The sequence below is a fragment of the Pseudomonas sp. SAR267 genome, assembly GCF_052077595.1.
Lineage (GTDB): Bacteria > Pseudomonadota > Gammaproteobacteria > Pseudomonadales > Pseudomonadaceae > Aquipseudomonas > Aquipseudomonas vlassakiae.
The window spans coordinates 3,856,672-3,876,190 of sequence record NZ_JBQIHU010000001.1; the positions used below are offsets into that span (position 1 = coordinate 3,856,672).

Annotated in this window: 18 protein-coding genes; 9 read left to right on the top strand and 9 right to left on the bottom strand. The window is 59.0% G+C overall.

Annotated features, from left to right (window positions below):
• The first annotated feature begins 11 nt into the window (after positions 1-11).
• The 3 genes from ACTORR_RS18110 to ACTORR_RS18120 all read left to right on the top strand — a co-directional run bounded on the left by ACTORR_RS18110 (position 12) and on the right by ACTORR_RS18120 (position 3,454).
• Positions 12-1,739: an ATP-dependent nuclease gene (locus tag ACTORR_RS18110; protein ID WP_009686144.1), complete on the top strand. Its 1,728-nt coding sequence runs from the start codon at positions 12-14 to the stop codon at positions 1,737-1,739.
• Positions 1,729-3,156 (top strand): UvrD-helicase domain-containing protein, encoded by a 1,428-nt coding sequence (locus ACTORR_RS18115; RefSeq protein ID WP_009686145.1) that lies wholly within the window; start codon positions 1,729-1,731, stop codon positions 3,154-3,156. Before ACTORR_RS18110 ends, ACTORR_RS18115 begins: the two co-directional genes overlap by 11 nt.
• A 97-nt stretch (positions 3,157-3,253) precedes the next feature.
• A complete protein-coding gene (locus ACTORR_RS18120) occupies positions 3,254-3,454 on the top strand; it encodes a heavy-metal-associated domain-containing protein (protein WP_003246756.1) in 201 nt (66 codons plus the stop codon).
• A gap of 19 nt (positions 3,455-3,473) precedes the next feature.
• Here the strand turns inward: ACTORR_RS18120 and ACTORR_RS18125 are convergent, their stop codons facing one another.
• From ACTORR_RS18125 to bufA2, 4 genes are all read right to left on the bottom strand, one after another.
• A complete protein-coding gene (locus ACTORR_RS18125) occupies positions 3,474-3,752 on the bottom strand; it encodes a hypothetical protein (protein ID WP_176739308.1) in 279 nt (92 codons plus the stop codon).
• 87 nt (positions 3,753-3,839) lie between these two features.
• Positions 3,840-4,634 carry an HvfC/BufC family peptide modification chaperone gene (locus ACTORR_RS18130; protein ID WP_441343751.1) on the bottom strand — a complete coding sequence of 265 codons (795 nt, stop codon included), beginning with the start codon at positions 4,632-4,634 and terminating at the stop codon, positions 3,840-3,842.
• Positions 4,631-5,467: an MNIO family bufferin maturase gene (gene bufB, locus ACTORR_RS18135; protein ID WP_009686148.1), complete on the bottom strand. Its 837-nt coding sequence runs from the start codon at positions 5,465-5,467 to the stop codon at positions 4,631-4,633. Before bufB ends, ACTORR_RS18130 begins: the two co-directional genes overlap by 4 nt.
• Positions 5,468-5,511: 44 nt before the next feature.
• Complete coding sequence (gene bufA2, locus ACTORR_RS18140; RefSeq protein ID WP_004577564.1) at positions 5,512-5,772, bottom strand: BufA2 family periplasmic bufferin-type metallophore; 261 nt, start codon at positions 5,770-5,772, stop codon at positions 5,512-5,514.
• Between the two features lie 290 nt (positions 5,773-6,062).
• Here bufA2 and ACTORR_RS18145 point away from each other — a divergent pair, with 290 nt between their 5' ends.
• The 6 genes from ACTORR_RS18145 to ACTORR_RS18170 all read left to right on the top strand — a co-directional run bounded on the left by ACTORR_RS18145 (position 6,063) and on the right by ACTORR_RS18170 (position 11,069).
• The gene (locus tag ACTORR_RS18145) at positions 6,063-6,269 is read left to right on the top strand and encodes a co-regulatory protein PtrA N-terminal domain-containing protein (protein WP_003139535.1); all 207 of its coding nucleotides are present in this window, start codon (positions 6,063-6,065) and stop codon (positions 6,267-6,269) included.
• A 193-nt stretch (positions 6,270-6,462) separates the two neighbouring features.
• Positions 6,463-8,268: a copper resistance system multicopper oxidase gene (locus tag ACTORR_RS18150; protein ID WP_009686149.1), complete on the top strand. Its 1,806-nt coding sequence runs from the start codon at positions 6,463-6,465 to the stop codon at positions 8,266-8,268.
• Between the two features lie 12 nt (positions 8,269-8,280).
• On the top strand, positions 8,281-8,595 hold the full coding sequence (locus ACTORR_RS18155) for a hypothetical protein (RefSeq protein ID WP_009686150.1): 315 nt from the start codon (positions 8,281-8,283) through the stop codon (positions 8,593-8,595).
• Positions 8,585-9,784, top strand: a complete 1,200-nt coding sequence (locus tag ACTORR_RS18160) for a copper resistance protein B (RefSeq protein ID WP_047149788.1) — start codon at positions 8,585-8,587, stop codon at positions 9,782-9,784. Before ACTORR_RS18155 ends, ACTORR_RS18160 begins: the two co-directional genes overlap by 11 nt.
• 9 nt (positions 9,785-9,793) lie before the next feature.
• The gene (locus ACTORR_RS18165) at positions 9,794-10,636 is read left to right on the top strand and encodes a c-type cytochrome (protein WP_003139525.1); all 843 of its coding nucleotides are present in this window, start codon (positions 9,794-9,796) and stop codon (positions 10,634-10,636) included.
• The gene (locus ACTORR_RS18170) at positions 10,626-11,069 is read left to right on the top strand and encodes a DUF411 domain-containing protein (RefSeq protein WP_009686151.1); all 444 of its coding nucleotides are present in this window, start codon (positions 10,626-10,628) and stop codon (positions 11,067-11,069) included. Before ACTORR_RS18165 ends, ACTORR_RS18170 begins: the two co-directional genes overlap by 11 nt.
• Before the next feature lie 177 nt (positions 11,070-11,246).
• Here the strand turns inward: ACTORR_RS18170 and ACTORR_RS18175 are convergent, their stop codons facing one another.
• From ACTORR_RS18175 to ACTORR_RS18195, 5 genes are all read right to left on the bottom strand, one after another.
• The gene (locus tag ACTORR_RS18175; RefSeq protein ID WP_033691058.1) at positions 11,247-12,572 is read right to left on the bottom strand and encodes an OprD family porin; all 1,326 of its coding nucleotides are present in this window, start codon (positions 12,570-12,572) and stop codon (positions 11,247-11,249) included.
• A 156-nt stretch (positions 12,573-12,728) separates the two neighbouring features.
• The gene (locus ACTORR_RS18180; protein WP_003452302.1) at positions 12,729-13,061 is read right to left on the bottom strand and encodes a DUF2790 domain-containing protein; all 333 of its coding nucleotides are present in this window, start codon (positions 13,059-13,061) and stop codon (positions 12,729-12,731) included.
• A gap of 145 nt (positions 13,062-13,206) precedes the next feature.
• Positions 13,207-16,356 carry an efflux RND transporter permease subunit gene (locus tag ACTORR_RS18185; protein ID WP_003452300.1) on the bottom strand — a complete coding sequence of 1,050 codons (3,150 nt, stop codon included), beginning with the start codon at positions 16,354-16,356 and terminating at the stop codon, positions 13,207-13,209.
• Entirely contained in the window at positions 16,353-17,813 is a 1,461-nt protein-coding gene (locus tag ACTORR_RS18190) for an efflux RND transporter periplasmic adaptor subunit (protein WP_003452298.1), read from the bottom strand. The genes ACTORR_RS18185 and ACTORR_RS18190 overlap by 4 nt, the downstream gene beginning before the upstream one ends.
• Positions 17,810-19,072 (bottom strand): TolC family protein, encoded by a 1,263-nt coding sequence (locus ACTORR_RS18195; RefSeq protein WP_003139513.1) that lies wholly within the window; start codon positions 19,070-19,072, stop codon positions 17,810-17,812. The genes ACTORR_RS18190 and ACTORR_RS18195 overlap by 4 nt, the downstream gene beginning before the upstream one ends.
• Positions 19,073-19,519 lie beyond the last annotated feature (447 nt).

Genomic DNA, 19,519 nt, shown 5'->3' on the forward strand with positions numbered 1-19,519 from the left:
GAGGATTCTCCGTGGCCCGCATTCGCCGACTGCAAATTAGCAACTTCCGGTCTATCCAGGCGCTCGACTGGGTGCCGGCCCCCGGAATTAACTGCCTCATTGGTCCGGGTGACAGTGGGAAGTCCAGCATCCTGGACGCGATTGACCTTTGCGTCGGCGCCCGCCGAGGCGGCACGTTCGGCGACATGGACTTCTTCGCATTAAACGTCGATGTACCCATCACCATCAGCGTGGCGCTTGGCGATCTGCCGTTATCGCTGATGGATATCGATGTCTACGGCGAGTTCTTGCGTGGATTCCATCCCGGTACGGGGGAAGTCGAAGACGAACCGCGAGCGGGGCTGGAGACCGTCATCACCTTGCGTCTGCAAGTTGGTGCCGATTTGGAGCCTGTTTGGACACTTTTCTCCGAGCGCGCGGAGCAGCAGCAACTTGAACGCACTCTTCCCTGGAAAGAACGAGCGGCACTAGCGCCCGCCCGTATCGGCAGCTTTGCGAGCTCGAACCTGTCGTGGAGTCGTGGCTCAGTGCTCAATCGACTTACCGATGAGCGCGCCGAGCTTGGTGCTGAACTGGCGCGCGCCGCTAGGCAAGCAAGAGCGAACTTTGGCAATCAAGCAGCCGAACATCTGACCCAGACGCTTGAGGTCGTGCAACGCACAGCACAGCATCTTGGCGTTTCGGTCGGGGCTATGCCTCAGGCGCTCCTTGACGCACATTCTGTGTCGATTGGCGAGGGGGCGATCGCGCTGCACAGTGAAACAGGTATTCCGCTGCGCTCCCTTGGCACGGGCTCGTCACGCTTGCTAGTGGCAGGGCTTCAAAGGGCTGCGGCCAGCGCCGCGCCAATTGCCCTGGTTGATGAGGTGGAATACGGGCTTGAACCTCATCGGCTCATGCGATTCCTGGACTCGCTGGGTGCAAAGGACGCTGCCGCTCCGTTGCAAGTGTTCATGACGACGCACTCGCCGGTCGCGCTGCGCGAGCTGTCCGGCAGCCAGTTATTCGTTGTTCGGTCAGCACCTCAGCGCCACAGTGTTATGCCAGCTGGGGAAGCCAACGAGGTACAAAGTACCCTTCGGAAGGACCCCGAAGCATTCCTCGCCAAATCCATCATCGTTTGCGAGGGGGCCAGCGAGGTTGGCTTCGCGCGTGGCCTTGACCAATGGTGGGTCAGTCTTGGCGCTACCTCATTCCTGGCCCATGGCGGCGCGTATGTGGACGCCGGCGGGGGAAGCCCCGATAACAGTCTTATCCGGGGAACAGCACTTCTGAACTTGGGTTACCGCGTGATGGTTTTTGTAGATGCCGACAAGCCTTCGACCGCGGGGCTCGCTGAAGCATTCTTGGCCGCCGGCGGGCAAATTCTTACATGGCGACCAGGCCTCACGTTGGAGGACGAGATCTTCCGCCATCTCAGTGAGCAAGCACTCGATGCACTTCTGGCGAAAGCCGAAACAATAGTGGGTGCAGAGCTGATGAACGCACACATTCAGACGAAGTCCCAAGGCCGCGTGACGCTGAACGATATCCGAGCCGAGCGACTCGTGGATGGGTACTCACCTGAGAGACGAGAGCTGCTGGGAACCGCATCCCGTATCCGCAACAGCGGCTGGTTCAAGTCGCTGACAACCTATCAGGAGGTTGCAAGGGACATCGTCGGTCCGTCTTTACAGAACGCCGAACCGGGCTTCATGGCAGTCACGAATCAGCTCTGGACGTTTACAAGTGCCCCCTGAGATTGATCTTTTCGCTATCGAGCGTGGCTCCATAACAGCCCCCGCAGGTTGTGGAAAAACGCAATTGATTGCCGAGACGCTCATCGCGCATACGCAGAGCAAACCCATCCTCGTCTTGACACATACGAACGCCGGCGTTGCGGCCTTACGGGCGCGCCTGAGACGAGCCGGTGTTCCTAACTCCGCATATCGAGTCTCCACCATTGACGGATTCTCGATGCGCCTGATCGCTAAGTTCCCAGCGCGAAGCGGCCATAACCCGCAGATCCTACAGCTGCATCAACCCAATACTGACTACCCGGCAATTCGGGAGGCCGCCATGCAGTTGTTGCAGGCCGGTCACCTCGCTCAGCCCCTTCGCGCCACCTATGCACGGTTGCTTGTCGACGAGTACCAAGACTGCAACGTCGTCCAGCACGCCATCGTGTCTGGTTTGGCCCAGGTGCTTCCGACCTGCGTGCTCGGTGACCCGATGCAAGCCATATTCAGCTTCCGTGGCAATCGACTGGTGCATTGGGCGAATGAGGTGCAACCCCTGTTTCCCGCAGCGGGAGAGTTGAGGATACCGTGGCGCTGGCGGCTGGCTGGAGCTGAGAACCTCGGGCAGTGGCTGCTCGCCATACGGCAGCAACTTCAAGTTGGCCAGCCGGTGGATCTGCGCACGGCTCCGGCAGAAGTGCGCTGGGTGCAGCTCAACGCCGGGACAGAAGTCCAGCAGCGGCTGGTGGCCGCTAGAACCGAGCCACCCAACGCTCGGGGCAGCGTCCTCATCATCGGGGACTCCATCAACGTGCAAGGTCGCCATCAGCTCACGAGCCAGACACCCGGTGCCATGGCCGTAGAAGCCGTCGACCTGAGAGATCTCGTCAACTTCGCCAGGAACTTTGACTTGCAGGGTGCCAATGCTCTGGCACAACTTGTGGAGTTTGCTTCCAGCGTAATGACGGGGGTAGGTGCAGCAAACCTGCGAACGCGCGTGGAGTCGCTGCGTGCAGGAAGGGCCCGAACGTCTCCGACCGCGGCCGAGGCTGCGGCGATCGATTTCGTAGCAGCGCCAACATTGGGGCAAGCGCTCCGTGTGATCGATACGCTCGCTGAGCAGCACGGGGCACGTGTATACCGACCGGAGGTTCTGTACTGCTGCCGGTCTGCAATGCAAGCGGTGGTGGGAGGTGCTGCCGACTTTCTGAGTGCAGCCATTCAAGCGCGAGAGCGCAATAGACACCTTGCCCGACCGATCGCAAGACGCTCTGTAGGCAGCACATTACTTCTCAAGGGGCTGGAGGCGGATGTCTCGGTTGTCCTGCATCCTGAGCTTATGACCCCCCAGAATCTATACGTCGCACTGACGAGGGGCGCAAGGCATGTCGTGGTGTGTTCACCAACCCCCATCCTTACGCCCGTGGTAAGCGGCTGATCCTTTTGTAGCGCTTACGGGCTTGACCTTGCCATCGTGTCAAGGTCGATGCTGTCCGTGCGGTAACTTGAGCCGCGGACGAAATGAGGTGAAAGACATGTTTAGTCTGAGTGTTGCGGGGATGGGCTGTGGCAGTTGCGTGAGCAAAATCACGAAGGCCATTCAAGCTCTGGATCAGGATGCACGAGTAGAAGTGGATCGAGCGGCCGGCAAGGTCACCGTTGAGAGCACAGAAAGTGCCGAATCGATCCGCGAACTCATCCAGGAGCTTGGCTATTCGGCCCAGGTCAGCGCTTGAGCGCTGACCTGCTATCCCACTAAATCTCCAGTTCTGAGAGCTCTTTTAGCCCTGGGATACTGGTGACCTCGTTGGTCATACCTTCTGAACCATCTCGGCCGCGAAGCCAGTTTGAGTGATCGCCTGGCTCGCGCATTTCCAGCGTGTCATAGGAGTACCGCTTGCGCTTGAACAGGCTTTTCAATGCAGCGAACTCGTGGCTTTTTTCGTCTTCTATGCCGACGACTTCTCCTGCAAGCCGCTCCCAGTGACCAACGCCGTCGGCCAGCATTGCCTGATAGGTCTCCGGGTCAAGCAAGGCTTTGCTGTTTGAAATGAATGATGCGGTGAGTCATAGAAGCGCTCGGAGTGGCCAAAGAGAGAGCGCTAGCCTAAAGGTTCCGGGTCATTCGTGTAATAGCTGGCCGCGCTTTAGCAAACCGTCGTTGACCCACAACTTCAACCAGGTCGCGGCTTGCAAGGGAGCTTGCTCGCCATGCGTGGCGCTCAACGACTCGCAGAGTTCAGCGAACGATCCGCCCTCGATGAGAAACTGCAATGCCGAAGCCTCCGCTGGCTCCAGGCTCCGGTACTGGCAGACGAGTTCATGACGCCAAACAAGACAGGCTAGGTTCGTTGGCAGGCGGGTAATATCAGGCAGCAAGCTGCCGGACTTGGCGGCTTTCCACAACTCCAGCGTGTTGTACTGCAGCTGCAACCACCGGGCAGATGCAGTCAGGGAAACCCTGAGTGAAATCCAGTCTTCAGCCGAAAAATCACTGATGGCCTGCAGTGAAAGCACTTCGACGTCCTGAGCATCGAAAGCCAGTGTAAAAGCCCACTCAAGCTCCGCGAGTTCGCGCATCGGCGATAGTTGGGGTTCTTCGACGTAGCTGCTAATGAACTCGGGCAGCTTCTCGCCCAGCCAGCGAATGCTGAAATGTCGTGGTGGCCAGGCGGCCAAGTAGACCAGTGCGAGCTGCTCGAATGATTCGTTGCCGATCCAGTGAAGCAGGGCAGGGAAGTCTTCTCGCAAGACCGCAAGCAGGCGCGAACGGTAAGCGTTGTGGTAGATCTGCAGGCCTTCGAGAGCACTCAGCGCTGTGCTACCTCGGATCTGCTCCAAAAGCTCGTTGGAGGGCAGGGCACTGTCACCTGTCAGGTAAGTTTCAAATGCAGTCTGTAGGGCGATCAGGCTCAAGGGGTGGCCCCCGATATCACAGATTTGGCGATAGCACGGGCATGTGCTAATTCGGACAACAGCTCTTCCAGCGGCGGAAACTGGTCATCCCGCTCGATCAAGGTCGATGTCGGGCCCAAGTAGCTCAAAGTCTTGCTGTAGAGAGACCAAACCGGATCAGCGATGGGCTGGTCATGGGTGTCGATGAGGTACTGCCTGTAATCGCTGTGCCCGGCCAGATGAATTTGACGAATCCGCTCGTGCGGCAATTCCAAGATGAACTGCCATGGGTCGAAATCCTGATTTCGTGCGCTGACGTAGACGTTGTTCACGTCAAGGAGCAATTCGCAACCGGTCAGGAAACTCAGTTCCGAGAGAAACTGCGATTCGCTCATGCTGGACGTCTTCCACTGCACGTAAGAAGAAACGTTCTCCAGCACAATGGGACGTTCCAGAACATCCTGCACTAGACGCACCCGCGCGGCGACATGCAGCAGGCTTTCTTGGGTAAACGGCAGCGGCAGCAGGTCGTGGAGTTGATGGGCGTTGCCGCGACTCCAGCACAAGTGGTCGGAAACCCACTGGGGCTGTATCCGGTCCGCCAGTTGCTTGAGCTGTCGTAGGTAGCCCATGTCCAGGTTATGCGAACCGCCGATCGACAGCGATACTCCGTGCATCACCAACGGGTATTGCTCGCCAATCGCATCGAGAAAGTAGAGGGCCTTGCCACCGCCCACCAGGTAATTCTCGGAAATGATCTCAAACCAGTCGACCGCAGGTCGCTGTTCAAGAATCTGCTGGTAATACTCACTGCGAAGGCCAAGACCGAAACCCAGTGTTTTGCGCTTACTCATTCAAGACTCCAGCAGGGGAGTGGCAGGCACTCCCCGCAACGGCATTATTCGCTGGTCTTGCCACCGGCCTCATCGCACTTGGCCTGAGTCATCAGCTTGAAGCCCTGGCCTTTGCATTCTCCCTGGCCTTTGCAGGCATTTTTGGCGGTCATGCAGTCGTTCTGGCCCTTGCAACCGTTGACGCCGAAGCACTTCACTTCAGCTGCTTTGGTGTCCTGGGCGGCCTGGACAGGCAGGGTAGCAAACAGGCTGGCGGCCACGAGAGCCAGAGCGGCACCGGTAGCGACGTTGGATTTATTCGACATAGTGACAATCTCTCTTAATTGTTGGTGGTCTTATCCGCGGGTGCGAATGACCCTGAGTAGCTTAGGCATCGCTGCCGAGCATGCCCTCTCAAGAAATTCGCAAGGCTTTATGAGGGCATGAAAGACAGTACCGAGCCTTCTGGATGGGCTACAAGAAAGAAATAGCAACCTGACAGAACTGTAATGTTCGGCTCAGGTTGCTGACAGGCCCTCTTAGTTAACGTGACATCGAGCCTAAAGCTCGGCCTCTGCAGTTGCAGGGACCACTTAACTTACGAGGAATACCCAAAATGAAATCGATCAAAGCTCTGCTTGTAGTTACTGCTCTGAGCATCTCCAGCTTGGCAATGGCTGAAGGTGGTGCTGACCGAACCTTCGCGCGCATGGAGCAGGCACGCCAGACGTCTCTGGAGGCCTACCGGGTGGCCCAGCAGCAGAAAGTTGAGGCTCCTGTAGCCAGCAGTCCAACCGAGCAAGCAGAGCACACCAACTGCTGAAGTCATCTACCTTACAGAAATGTAATCACCCGGATGGTTGGGATATGGCAATTTCATACTGCTCATCGTCGGTAAGGCTTGTGCAATGCACCGACGTGGAAAGTTGAGGGGTAAATCCCCGACATTGAAGCAGCCATGAACCCGAGACCGGGCACACCATCACCGGCTCATTTGACGGATTGGACAAAACGGCATGCAAAGCAAAACCACAAGGCGCACCTTCGTCAAAGGCCTGGCAGCCACCGGTATTATCGGCGGACTTGGCCTGTGGCGCACGCCGGTCTGGGCGGTGAACAGCCCCGGCCAGCCCAACGTACTGACTGGTAACGAATTCGACCTATTCATCGGTGAAACCCCGGTGAACATCACCGGCGCAGCGCGCACGGCCATGACCATCAACGGCTCGCTCCCTGGGCCGATTCTTCGTTGGCGCGAAGGCGATACCGTCACATTGCGCGTGCGCAACCGCCTCAAGGAGGACACCTCCATCCATTGGCACGGCATCATCCTGCCGGCGAACATGGATGGTGTTCCTGGCCTGAGCTTCCATGGCATCGCTCCTGACGGCATGTATGAGTACAAGTTCAAGGTCAACCAGAACGGTACCTACTGGTATCACAGTCACTCGGGGCTGCAGGAGCAGGTCGGCGTATACGGCGCGCTGGTCATCGATGCCAAGGAGCCCGAGCCCTTCAGTTACGACCGTGATTACGTCGTGTTGCTGAGCGACTGGACGGATGAAAATCCAACGCGGGTACTGGCCAAGCTCAAGAAACAGTCGGACTACTACAACCAGCACAAACGCACCGTTGGTGACTTCATCGATGACGTAAGCGAGATGGGTTGGTCCGCCGCCGTAGCCGATCGCAAGATGTGGGCCGAGATGAAGATGAGCCCGACGGATCTCGCTGACGTCAGTGGCTACACCTACACCTACCTGATGAATGGCCAGGCACCCAATGGCAACTGGACCGGCATATTCAAACCAGGCGAAAAGATCCGCCTGCGCTTCATCAACGCCTCGGCGATGACCTATTTCGATGTGCGCATCCCGGGCCTGAAGATGACTGTGGTTGCGGCCGATGGTCTGCACGTCAAACCGGTCAGCGTCGACGAGTTCCGTATCGCCGTGGCCGAGACCTACGACGTGATCGTCGAACCAGACAGCGAACAGGCGTATACCGTGTTTGCACAATCCATGGATCGCACTGGCTATGCGCGCGGCACCCTTGCTGTACAGGAGGGGTTGAGTGCACCAGTACCCAGCCCCGACCCGCGTCCGCTGATTGCCATGGGCGACATGGGTATGGATCACGGCAGCATGGGCGGTATGGATCACGGGAACATGGCCGGAATGGACCACGGCAGTATGGCGGGCATGGATCATGGGAGCATGCAGGGTGGCATGGCCGGCATGGATCACAGCCAGATGGCTGGAATGGATCATTCGGGCATGGCAGGCATGGCAGGTGCCATGCAGGCACACCCAGCCTCAGAGACCAACAACCCGCTGGTCGATATGCAAACCATGACACCAACGCATAAGTTGGACGACCCAGGTATTGGTTTGCGAGACAACGGCCGACGCGTCCTCACGTACTCTGACCTGCGCAGCACCTTCCTCGACCCGGATGGTCGCGAACCAAGTCGCACCATCGAGCTGCACCTTACCGGGCACATGGAGAAATTCTCCTGGTCCTTCGATGGCATCAAGTTCTCTGACGCCGAGCCTCTGCGCCTCAAGTACGGCGAGCGTGTTCGCATCACGCTGGTCAACGACACCATGATGACTCATCCGATCCATCTTCATGGCATGTGGAGCGACCTGGAGGATGCGAACGGCAATTTCCTGGTGCGTAAACACACCATCGACATGCCGCCAGGTTCCAAGCGCAGCTATCGAGTGACTGCCGATGCGTTGGGTCGTTGGGCCTATCACTGCCACCTGTTGCTCCACATGGAAATGGGCATGTTCCGTGAAGTTCGTGTGGATGAGTAAAGGAGATTTCTGATGAGCACTTTTATGAAGCGAAATGCCCTGGCTGGCAGCGCAGTCATGTTCAGCCTATTGGCTGCCCTGCACGCACCGGTTTCGTTGGCAGGTGAGGGGCACAGTGAGCACGAACAACATGCTGCCGAGTCGGCTGTGCCCAAGACCGCCAGTGGCAATCACGCAGATCAGTCGAAGGATAAGGCGGCTGGCCAGCATATGGATCATGGCGCCATGGATCACGGAGACATGAAGCATGACGGCATGAATCACGAAAACATGATGGATAAGCATGGCGGCACCGAAGCCGAAGCAGGTTCGAACCATGACCACTAGGTTTTCACGTCCATCTCTCTTGGCGCTGGCTGTGTCGCTGAGTGCGTTCAGCGGCGGCGTTACTTTGGCTGCGGAAGAAATGGATCATTCGGCAATGGGGCACGGCACCATGTCGATGGACCATAGCCAGATGAGCCACGGCGCTACCAAAGCGCAGATGGAGGGCATGGATCACAGCAAGATGGACCATGGTGCCATGCAGGGTGCTTCGGGCAGCATGGATCATAGCCAGATGGGCCACAGCCAGAGCCAGAGCCAAGAAAAGGCTCCAGCCATGGACCACAGCAAGATGGATCACGGCGCCATGCAGGGTGCTTCGGGCAGCATGGATCATAGCCAGATGGGCCACGGCCAGAGCCAAGAGAAGGCCCAGGCTATGGATCACAGCAAGATGGGGCATGGCGCCATGCAAGGACAGATGGAGGGCATGGATCATTCAAAGATGAACCATGGCTCCGCTGAAGCCCCGAGAACCACCAGCCGTACGCCGATTCCCGTTCTGACGGATGCTGATCGCCAAGCGGCTTTCCCGCCATTACCTGGCCACAAGGTTCACGACAGCGCCATCAACAGTTTTTTCCTGCTCGATCAGCTCGAATACCAGGACGCAGATGAGGGCAGCACCCTGGCCTGGGATGCGTCGGGCTGGGTAGGCGGTGATATCAACCGGGTCTGGTTCCGCTCCGAAGGCGAGCGTACCAACGGCGTGACCGAGGATGCTGAATTACAGCTGCTGTACGGCCGCTCGATCGGCCCTTGGTGGGATGTCGTCGCGGGCGTTCGCCAGGACTTCAAACCGGAGTCGCCGCAGACTTGGGCCGCCTTCGGTATCCAGGGCATGGCGCTTTACGCCTTTGAGGCCGAAGCCACGGCCTTCGTCGGCGAGAATGGCCAAACTGCTGCCCGACTGGAGGGCGAGTACGACATTCTGCTGACCAACCGGCTGATTCTCCAGCCAACTGCCGAAATGAACTTCTACGGCAAGAACGATCCTGAGCGAGGTGTGGGGTCTGGGTTGGCCAATACCGAGCTCGGCTTGCGTCTGCGTTACGAGATTGTCAGGCAGTTTGCCCCCTATATCGGGGTTTCCTGGAGCCGCTCCTATGGCAACACGGCAGACATGGTGCGCGACGAGGGCGGTGATGTAGACGAGGCGCGTTTTGTCGCCGGTATCCGGATGTGGTTTTGAGAACCTGACATGAAAAGAACAATTAAAACTTTGGTGGCGGCCGGCGTGGTCGGTAGCACAGCTGTCCTGGCCGGCGCCTACTTTGGCGTGGTCAACGTGGGGGCCGACGATCCCCATTTTCCTGCAGTGCATGCGTTTCTCACGATGGCCCGTGACCGCTCTATCGAAGTCCGTTCGCGGGACATCGAGGTTCCCAACCTGGATGATCAAGCTCTTATTCGCGCCGGTGCGGGCAACTACAACTCCATGTGTATCGGCTGTCATTTGGCGCCAGGTGTGGCGGAGACCGAGCTAAGCCAATCGCTTTATCCTGCGCCCCCCAACCTCGCCAAGATCGGTGTCGATGGCAATCCGTCAGCAGCGTTCTGGGTGATCAAGCATGGCATCAAGGCAACGGGTATGCCTGCGTGGGGCAAGAGCATGGGAGACGAGTACATCTGGGGCATGGTTGCCTTCCTCAACCAACTGCCGACGATGGATGCCAAGCAATACCAAACACTCGTCGCATCCAGTGGCGGCCATCAGCACGGTGGTGGGGAAACGCAGATGCATAACCATGAAGGACAGCACGGCGACAACAAGCCTGGCCATCATGACAATAGTGGCGGTGGCGATGACCATCATGGATCAGGTGATGCTGGAGAGCCTGGTCATCACGATGCCGCGGCTACGGATAGCGAGGGTGGCTCCGCACCTAAGGCAGGTCACCATTCGGATATGAGTGGCGATGACCACCATGCTGGGGATGAGGCGTCGTCCAACGGAGGTGATCATCACGCCGAGCAGGCTCCGAACGCCTCGCCCAAGACCCACACCCACGCCGATGGCAAAGAGCACGTGCATGAAAGCTAAATATCTGGCCTTGCTGGCCGCTCTCTCCGTCACATCTGCAGTTCAAGCAGCTGATGCCCTGACGATTGATGTCCATCGTGATGCCAATTGCGGATGTTGCAAGAAGTGGATTTCACACCTCGAAGCGAATGGCTTCAAAGTCGTCGACCATGTCGAAAGCAACATGTCGGCAGTGAAGCAAAGTCTGGGCGTTGCGCCGCGGTTGGCGTCTTGTCACACCGCGGTGATTGACGGCAAGTTCGTCGAAGGTCATGTGCCGGCGGCTCAGGTCATCGAGCTCACCAAGCGCGATGATCTCGTGGGCATCGCTGTTCCCGGGATGCCGGCGGGCTCCCCCGGTATGGAAGTCGATGGCGTACAGCATGCCTACCAGGTCATTGGCTTGACCAAGGCGGGGTCTGATCAGGTCGTTGCAGAATATCCCGCTCAGTAGTACTGCCTGCCAGCACGGCCGCTTGTGTGTAGTGGCCGACTCTTTTTCATACGCCCTTTAACCTAAGTAAAAAAGGCGCCCGAGGGCGCCAAGGGCTGTCTCCAAACCAAAGGAGCACTACGAGGGGACAGCAGGACCAAGGCGCGAGCGGGCAATCAACCCGCCCGCTTGCCAGGGTTAGAGAACTTCCAGCGGGTACTCGACAATCAGGCGGACTTCATCCAGATCCGACTCGTAATCGGTCGCGCGAGTGGTCATTTGGCGAACACGGAAAGACATATCCTTCAGTGATCCAGTCTGCACAACGTACTTGGCCTCAATGTCCCGCTCCCAGCGCTTCTGGTTGGTCAACGGATCGCCGTTGTCATCACGGCGCATATAGACTTCGTTGGCGTTGCTGTAGTCGGCATCCCAGCCCTGGGCATATCGAGTCATGAAGCTCAATCCAGGCACACCGAAAGGCTCCATATCCAGGTCATAGCGCACTTGCCATGACTTCTCCTTCGGCGAGTTGAAGTCGCTGTACTGGATGGAGTTGTCGAGGTAGATGGAGTCCGATTGGCGCAAGTAGTCGAAGTCATCATCGCCATTGTTGCGCTGGAGACCCACCAGCACTGTATGAGCGCCGAATTGGATGCCGACCTTGCCGCTCCAGATGTTGTTATCGAAGCTCCCGAGGAGCTGCCTCCCTTCATCGACCGCCTTGTAGTAGTTCAGCCCGCCGATCAAGGCGACATCGTCCGCAAGCGGGTAGCTCAGCGTGGTGCCCGCGTAATATTGATTCCAGGCATCCTTGAGGCGGCTGGTGTAGAGACTAAAGCCGATGTTGTCATTAAGCGTGTAATCACCACCGAAATAGGCGATCCATGGCGAGTCCACTTCGCCCGCGTAGAAGGTAGCGAAGCCGTCGCGCATGCTGCTGGTATTGGGTTGGCTCATCGAGTGGAGGCGACCGCCCTGAAGCGACAGTCCTTCCACGCTGCTGTTGACCACGGTGACACCTCGGAAACTCTCCGGTAAAAGCCGTGCATCACCGTATTGGACGACCGGGCTGACGGGAAAGACGTCGCCTACCTTGATCTCGGTATCCATGAACCGAGTTTTCACCGCGCCCCCCAGTTTGGAGTAGTTGTCCTCAGCCTGCCCGAGGCTGTTGTAAGGCATCACGTCGACTGAGCCGCCTGCTCCAGAACGGCCGTCGCCGGTGTCAAGCTTGAGCCCTAGCATGGCAAAGGCATCGACACCAAAGCCTATGGTGCCCTCGGTGAAACCAGACTCGAATCTGCCTATCACGCCATGCGCCCACTCTTCCGAATAGCCATTACCCGAGCTGCTGGACTGGCCTTTGCGGAAGTCACGGTTGAAGTAGAGATTTCGATTGAGGATGGTCAGGCTGCTGCCTTCGATAAATCCCTCGCCTTTCTCGTCGGCGGCCATTGCAGCTTGCCCGGTACTGATGCTCAGAGCGAGTAGAGAAAGTCCTAACAGGGTTCTGTTATTCATAAATGCTCCTGATGTTATTGGCAGTTGTCATTGTGTGGTCGCATATATGTGCCAAGCGCGCCGGGCATAACCAGGCGCGCCTTGGACATATTTCCACATGCCAAATAACGTCAGGGTGACTTGAAAATTACTTTTCAGTCAGCGCGATGTCATTTATTAGTTTTGGTTCCGGCAACCTGTTCCGGCTGCACGGTATTCAAGAATATTCAGATCGCCGTTGGAGTCCTCGTAGGTCATCTGGGCTGGCATCACATTGCAGCTAGAGTCCGTTGAGGTAGTGGCCACGACCCTGGCGATATCGAGCTTCATGCCGTAGCGGTAATGAATAACTTCAGGCGGATTCTTTCCGTTAGCGGCAGCATACTCTTGCATGGCCTGCTCATTGGCCTGAATCATCCGACCATAAACACGATCAGCGCCGCCTTCTGCCAGAGTGGCAGAGGAAACAACCATAGCGGCAAGGGCTGCAATAACTTTGAGGCTTTTCATGTTTAATCACTCCTTCAAGGTGGTGATTAAAATATATCCGCTCAACCTGTCATAAAAATGAAGTCAAAGTTACATCGCCGTAATGCTTCCTGCCGCGTTACCCGGGCGAGTCAGCTTGGCGCGTGGCTTGCCCGGGTTTGTAAAGCTATAGCTCCTGCGGTGCGCGAACCTTCTGTGTACGCTGCCTTCGCATCAGCCAGTACGCGGCCGGCAAAACCAACATGGACATCAGCGGCGCGGTAATCATGCCGCCGACCATGGGCGCGGCGATGCGCTTCATCACTTCAGATCCGGCACCTCCGCCCCAGAGGATTGGCAACAGGCCGGCGATGATCACGGCCACCGTCATCACCTTGGGCCGCACGCGCAGCACTGCGCCTTCACGAATTGCCTCCAGTAGTGCCGGGTCACCGCTGCGCCCGGCATCCATACGTGCATGCCAGGCATTCTTCAGGTACAGCAGCATGATCACCCCAAATTCCGCCGAGACGCCGGCCAAGGCGATAAAGCCGACCCCAGTGGCAACCGACAGGTTGAAGCCGAACCAGTAGAGCAGCCAGATGCCGCCCGATAGGGCGAAGGGCAGGGTTGCCATGATCAGTAGGGCCTCACCGAAGCGGCTGAAGGTCAGGTAAAGCAGCACGAAGATGATCAACAAGGTCGCCGGTACCACCCAGGCCAGCCGTGCATTGGCGCGCTCCAGGAACTCGAACTGACCGGAGTAGGAGACGGTCATGCCAGCATCGAGTTGTACCTGCTCAGCTACGCGTTGCTGCAACTCGCGCACGGTCGATGCCAGGTCGCGCCCACGGACATCGACATAGACCCAACCGGACAGACGCCCGTTCTCGCTGCGCAGCATTGGCGGCCCTTCGGTCAGACTAACCTGGGCGACGGTGCCCAAGGTGATCTGCTGGCCGGCTTGCGTGAGGATCGGCATACGCCGTAGTGCCTGCGGACTGTCTCGCCACTCCTTGGGATAGCGCAGGTTGATCGGGAAGCGGGCCAGTCCTTCAACCGTCTCACCAATATTGCTGCCGCCGATGGCGCCCGATACCACCGCCTGCACATCGGCGATGCTCAGGCCATAGCGCGCCGCGGCCAGTCGATCGATCTGGATGTCCACGTAACGGCCGCCAGTAAGGCGTTCTGCCAAGGCCGAACTCACCCCAGGCACCTCTTTGGCCACGGCCTCGATATCGCGCGTTATGCGCTCGATGTCGACCAAGGAGGTTCCGGATACTTTCACCCCAATGGGGCTCTTGATCCCCGTCGCCAGCATGTCGATGCGGTTGCGGATGGGCGGCACCCAGATATTGGACAGCCCCGGAACTTTTACCGCGCGATCCAGTTCCTCGATCAGCTTTTCGGGTGTCATCCCCGCGCGCCATTGATCGCGTGGTTTGAACTGCACCGTGGTCTCGAACATTTCCAGCGGTGCTGGATCGGTGGCGGTCTCTGCTCGCCCGGCCTTGCCGAATACCCGTGCCACTTCGGGCACCGTGAGGATCATCCGGTTGGTTTGCTGCAGCAGCTGGGTGGCCTTGCTGGCCGGCAAGCCGGGCAGGGCTGATGGCATGTACAACAAGTCGCCCTCGTCCATCGGCGGTAGAAACTCTCCTCCGAGTCTGCTGAGGGGCCAGAGACTGGACAAAAACACTAGCAAGGCCAGCGCTAGGGTCACCTTAGGCCAAGCCAGCACCCACTCCAGCACCGGCCGGTATGCACCGATCAGCCAACGATTCAAGGGGTTCTGTTGTTCGCTGGGGATATGCCCACGAATCCAATAGCCCATCAGCACCGGTACCAAGGTGATCGAGAGGCCAGCAGCGGCAGCCATGGCATAGGTCTTGGTGAATGCCAGCGGGCCAAACAGGCGACCCTCCTGGGCCTCCAGGGTGAAGACCGGGAGGAAAGACAGGGTGATGATCAAAAGGCTGAAGAACAGCGCCGGCCCGACCTCGGCCGCAGCTTCGCCGATCACCCGCCAGTGCGCCTCGCCCTGAAGCGGTTCACCGGGGTGTCGAGCCTTCCAGGCCTCGATGTGCTTGTGCGCGTTCTCGATCATCACCACGGCGGCATCGACCATGGCGCCGATGGCGATTGCGATCCCGCCGAGCGACATGATGTTGGCATTGACGCCCTGGTAGCGCATGACGATGAAGGCCATCAGGATGCCCAGGGGCAGGGTGATGATCGCGACCAGCGACGAGCGCAGGTGCCAGAGGAAGATCAGGCAAACCAGGGCAACCACCGCGAACTCTTCCAGCAGCTTGTAGCTGAGGTTATCGATGGCGCGGTCGATCAATTGAGAACGGTCATAGGTGGTGACCACCTCGACGCCGGCCGGCAAGCTGCCCTTCAGGCTGTCCAGCTTGGTCTTCACCGCGGCGATGGTATCGCGGGCATTCTTTCCGGAGCGCAAGATGACCACGCCGCCTACCACTTCACCCTGGCCATCCAGCTCGGCAATGCCACGACGCATCTCTGGCCCCAGCTGAATGGTGGCCACCTGACCCAGCAGCACCGGAACTCCGCTGGCCGAAGCCCGCAGCGGCACATTGCGGAAATCCGCCAGGCTCTCTAGATAGCCTGAAGCCCGCACCATGTACTCGCGCTCTGCCAGCTCCAGGATGGCGCCGCCGGTTTCCTGATTGGCGCTCTTCAGCGCCGCTTCGACCTCCTGCTGAGTTACCCCATAAGCCACCAGCTTCTGCGGATCGAGCAGCACTTGGTATTGCTTGACCATGCCGCCGAGGGTGGCCACTTCGGCTACGTTGGGCAGGCTCTTGAGTTCGTACTTGAGGAACCAGTCCTGCAGTGCCCGCAGCTGGGCAAGATCATGCTGGCCGCTGCGGTCGACCAAGGCGTACTGGTAGATCCAGCCCACGCCGGTGGCATCCGGCCCAAGGGTGGTGGTAACACCCTCGGGCAGGCGTTCCTGCGCCTGGTTGAGGTACTCCAGCACCCGCGAGCGCGCCCAGTAGAGGTCGGTGTCGTCCTCGAACAGCACGTAGACGAAGGAGTCGCCGAAGAACGAGTAGCCGCGCACCGTCTTCGCCCCCGGTACCGAGAGCATGGTTGTGGCCAGTGGGTAGGTCACCTGGTTCTCGACGATCTGCGGTGCCTGTCCGGGAAAGCTGGTTCTGATGATGACCTGGGTGTCAGATAGGTCCGGCAGTGCATCCAACGGCGTGTTGCGCAGCGACCAGAGGCCCAGGGCGGTGATGAACAGGGTGGCCAGCAGTACCAGGAAGCGGTTGCCGATCGACCAATGGATCAGGCGCGCGATCATGGCTGGTCTCCTTCCTTGCGGAGCTGCTCGATCAGCAGGCCGGAGTTTGTCTGACGTGCGGCGATGCGTACGTGATCTCCTGGCTTAAGTCCCACAGCTACTTCGGAGCTGACCAGAGGAAAAGCCATGGTCATACCTGGCATATTCAGGCTCTCGAAGGGGCCATGCTCCAGGGTGACTTGTTTCCCGTCCAGTGCGCGAATAACGCCGTGAGACACATGCAGCCCCTCCGTGCTGTCCTGTTCTGCATTGCCGGCCAGGATGCCCTGCAGGCTGGCTTCCGAATCGATGAGGAACTGGCCGGAGGTAACGACCGCCTGACCTTCCTCAAGACCGGAAAACACCTCCAGACGCCCATCGGCCTCGCGGCCCAAGGTGATTTCCTGGGGACGGTAGCGTCCGTCGCCTTCGGCCAGCATCACCAATGCACGCTTCCCGGTGCGAATCACGGCTTCACTCGGCACAAGAAGCGTGGATTGTTCGACGGCACTGTTCAGGCGTACGGCGGCGAACATGCCGGGGCGCAACTTACCGGCAGGGTTGGGTAGCTCGCTGCGTACCGTGAGCGTGCGCGTTTGCGGATCGGCACTCGGCAGCAAGGCTATGACGCGGCCCAGCAGCGGTCGATCAGGAAAGGCCGTCAGGTTGGCGCGGATCTCGTCCCCGACCTGGATACTTCCGGCCATGGCCTCGGGTATCGCCGCATCGAGCCAGACACTGGACAGCCCGTTGATCAACGCCAGATCCTGCCCGGCTTCAACGGTCATCCCGGCGCGTACCTGCAAGGCTTGGAGCTCGCCGCTGATAGGTGTGGTGAGGGTTTGCACTGCCCGCGGTTTGCCGCTGCGGCGAACCTGCTCTATCAACGCTTGTGGCATGCCGAGCAGGCGGAGGCGCTCTTGGGCCGCAGTGATCAAGCGGGCGTCACCGGTACGCAGTACCGCGAGGAACTCCAACTGCGCGGCGGACCACTCGGGAATCAGCAGGTCGACCAGGGGTGTTCCAGCTGGCAGTACATCGCCAGGGGCACGCCCGTAAACCCGCTCGACGAATCCGCCAGCGCGGGCCTGGAGGTTCGCTACCTCTCGCTGGTTATAGGCCAGGGAGCCGACCACCTCGATATCCGAGGGCAGTACACCGCGGATCACCGTCGAGGTCCGCATTCCGAGGTTCTGCACGGCTTGAGCGGGGACGCTCAGGACAGACGGATCTTGCTCGGATCCTGCGTATTTAGGGACAAGCTCCATATCCATGAAAGGTGACTTGCCCGGTTTATCGAAGCGCTGCTCAGGCTGCATCGGGTCGTACCAATAGAGCACCTTGCGCTCGTCCGTCGGTGCGGAGCTAGGCAGTAGCTCGTGTTTGGCTTGCCGCTGGGCCAGCCAGTAGCCACCGCCCGCCGCGCCAATGCCCACGGTCAGCACGGCGACCGCAAAACCAAATGTCGATATCTTCATTTCAGGCCCTCCACATAGGCGTAGTACAGGCTTGCGGAGAGCTGGCTCAACTTGCGCTGTTGTTCAATCTGCCGCAGTTGCGCATCAATCAGGTCGCGCTGGGCAGTAATAACGGATGTGAGCTGGCTGTTACCGGCTTGGTAGGCGGCCAGTTCGAGATCGGCACGTTTGCTTGCAAGCGGGATCAAGGTTTTTTCGGTGCGTGACAAGGTCCTGCGCAGTTGCTCAAGCTCGGCAATACCGCCTTCCAGCTCAGCCTGATGGGCGCGCAGTAATGCTTCCTGCTCGGCTTCCATCTGCGACACGCTTTGTTGTCTGGCGTTGATCTTGGGCCCCTGACGTGTGCCTACGAACAACGGCAGGTCGAAGGTAAATTGCACCATCACCATATCGCCGAACTGGTTGTCGCGATTGTTGTAGGCAAACTCAACACCCCAGTCGGGGGTCTTCTCGGCGATGGCCTCGTTCAGCTCGGCGCTAGCCTCGCCGACTCGGGCGGAGGCAGCGCGCAACTCAGGGTGTGAGGCAATGCGTTGCTGCAGGTGCGGTGCCACCAGGTTCAGACTGGGAACACCTCCTTGCAAAGGCTGGTCAGCCTCGTTGCCTATCCAGCGGCGCAGCTTGGCACGAGCTACTGCCACATCGCGATTCAGTTCATCTCGCCGATCTTGTAACGCCAAAGCTTCCTGGTCGGCCTGCAACAGCTCGCCAGGCTGAGCACTACCGCCGGCAATCAGCGATTGCACGGTCGAGCGGAGCATCTCGATCTGACGGTCCAGTTGATCGAAGAGGCCAACACTGCGTTCGGCGTAGTACACATCTAGCCAGCTCACTGCCGTCTGGCGCTTGATCTCCAACTGCATGGCACGCTGCTCGGCCTCGGCTCGGCCTACTGAAGCCTCGGCCAACTGGCGCCGAGCCTGACGCTTGTCACTGTTGGGGACTTCCTGCATGAACCCAATGCGGCGCATGGTCATGGAGTCACGATTAAGCGTGTAACGGTCAGGGCCTTCGATCGGCAGGTTGTCGATGCCTAGAATCAGCTTGGGATCGGGCAGGGCGTCTGCGGGCTCGACAGCCTGCTGTGCCGATGCCACCTGCGCCTGGCGCGCGAGGTTCTCAGGGGCACTCTGCTCGGCCAGAGCTTGGGCTCGTTCGAAAGTTAGGGGCTGCGCCTGCGCGGCAAGCCAGGGAGCTGCCCAGAATGCGGCAGCCAACACACCGAGAAAGCCACGGCGTGGAAAAAGGAAAGCGGACATGCTTTCGCCTCCAATGCGATTGATCGAAGTCGCGACTACGAAACGTGACCGCGACGATGCGCCTGACTGTAAGGCGCGGGATGATCACTGCATTAGACGAAACGAGGAGGGCGCCAGAGTCCTGCGGGCTCTCGCTTAATCACCGACTGGGTCAGCAATATCTCGGGGCGTGAGGGGAGAGGGGATATGCTCTTGATCACGGTGGTCTGGAGAAGTCCTCCGGTCTTGCATTCCTGGCCGGGTTTGCAAGGGGACTTCTTGGCCACCCCATCAGACTTGTCCATTTGCTCGCAGCACGGAGCATCGGCCATTGCATGGCCCTGATGATCGGCGCTCTGCATCGGGCAAGGTTGTGCCGGCATGCTGAAAGCCACACCGCCGAAGGTCGGCAGCACGAGGCTAGCAATCATTAGCAGGATCAATCCAATCCGACGCACAGCAATTCAC

Excerpts from the sequence above, each read along its gene's own strand:
- bufA2 (WP_004577564.1), bottom strand. The coding sequence starts at position 5,772 with ATGTCGAATAAATCCAACGTCGCTACCGGTGCCGCTCTGGCTCTCGTG.
- ACTORR_RS18145 (WP_003139535.1), top strand. The coding sequence starts at position 6,063 with ATGAAATCGATCAAAGCTCTGCTTGTAGTTACTGCTCTGAGCATCTCC.
- ACTORR_RS18160 (WP_047149788.1), top strand. The coding sequence starts at position 8,585 with ATGACCACTAGGTTTTCACGTCCATCTCTCTTGGCGCTGGCTGTGTCG.
- ACTORR_RS18195 (WP_003139513.1), bottom strand. The coding sequence starts at position 19,072 with ATGTCCGCTTTCCTTTTTCCACGCCGTGGCTTTCTCGGTGTGTTGGCT.
- ACTORR_RS18155 (WP_009686150.1), top strand. The coding sequence starts at position 8,281 with ATGAGCACTTTTATGAAGCGAAATGCCCTGGCTGGCAGCGCAGTCATG.
- ACTORR_RS18150 (WP_009686149.1), top strand. The coding sequence starts at position 6,463 with ATGCAAAGCAAAACCACAAGGCGCACCTTCGTCAAAGGCCTGGCAGCC.
- ACTORR_RS18175 (WP_033691058.1), bottom strand. The coding sequence starts at position 12,572 with ATGAATAACAGAACCCTGTTAGGACTTTCTCTACTCGCTCTGAGCATC.
- ACTORR_RS18120 (WP_003246756.1), top strand. The coding sequence starts at position 3,254 with ATGTTTAGTCTGAGTGTTGCGGGGATGGGCTGTGGCAGTTGCGTGAGC.
- ACTORR_RS18180 (WP_003452302.1), bottom strand. The coding sequence starts at position 13,061 with ATGAAAAGCCTCAAAGTTATTGCAGCCCTTGCCGCTATGGTTGTTTCC.
- ACTORR_RS18165 (WP_003139525.1), top strand. The coding sequence starts at position 9,794 with ATGAAAAGAACAATTAAAACTTTGGTGGCGGCCGGCGTGGTCGGTAGC.
- ACTORR_RS18190 (WP_003452298.1), bottom strand. The coding sequence starts at position 17,813 with ATGAAGATATCGACATTTGGTTTTGCGGTCGCCGTGCTGACCGTGGGC.
- bufB (WP_009686148.1), bottom strand. The coding sequence starts at position 5,467 with ATGAGTAAGCGCAAAACACTGGGTTTCGGTCTTGGCCTTCGCAGTGAG.
- ACTORR_RS18170 (WP_009686151.1), top strand. The coding sequence starts at position 10,626 with ATGAAAGCTAAATATCTGGCCTTGCTGGCCGCTCTCTCCGTCACATCT.
- ACTORR_RS18185 (WP_003452300.1), bottom strand. The coding sequence starts at position 16,356 with ATGATCGCGCGCCTGATCCATTGGTCGATCGGCAACCGCTTCCTGGTA.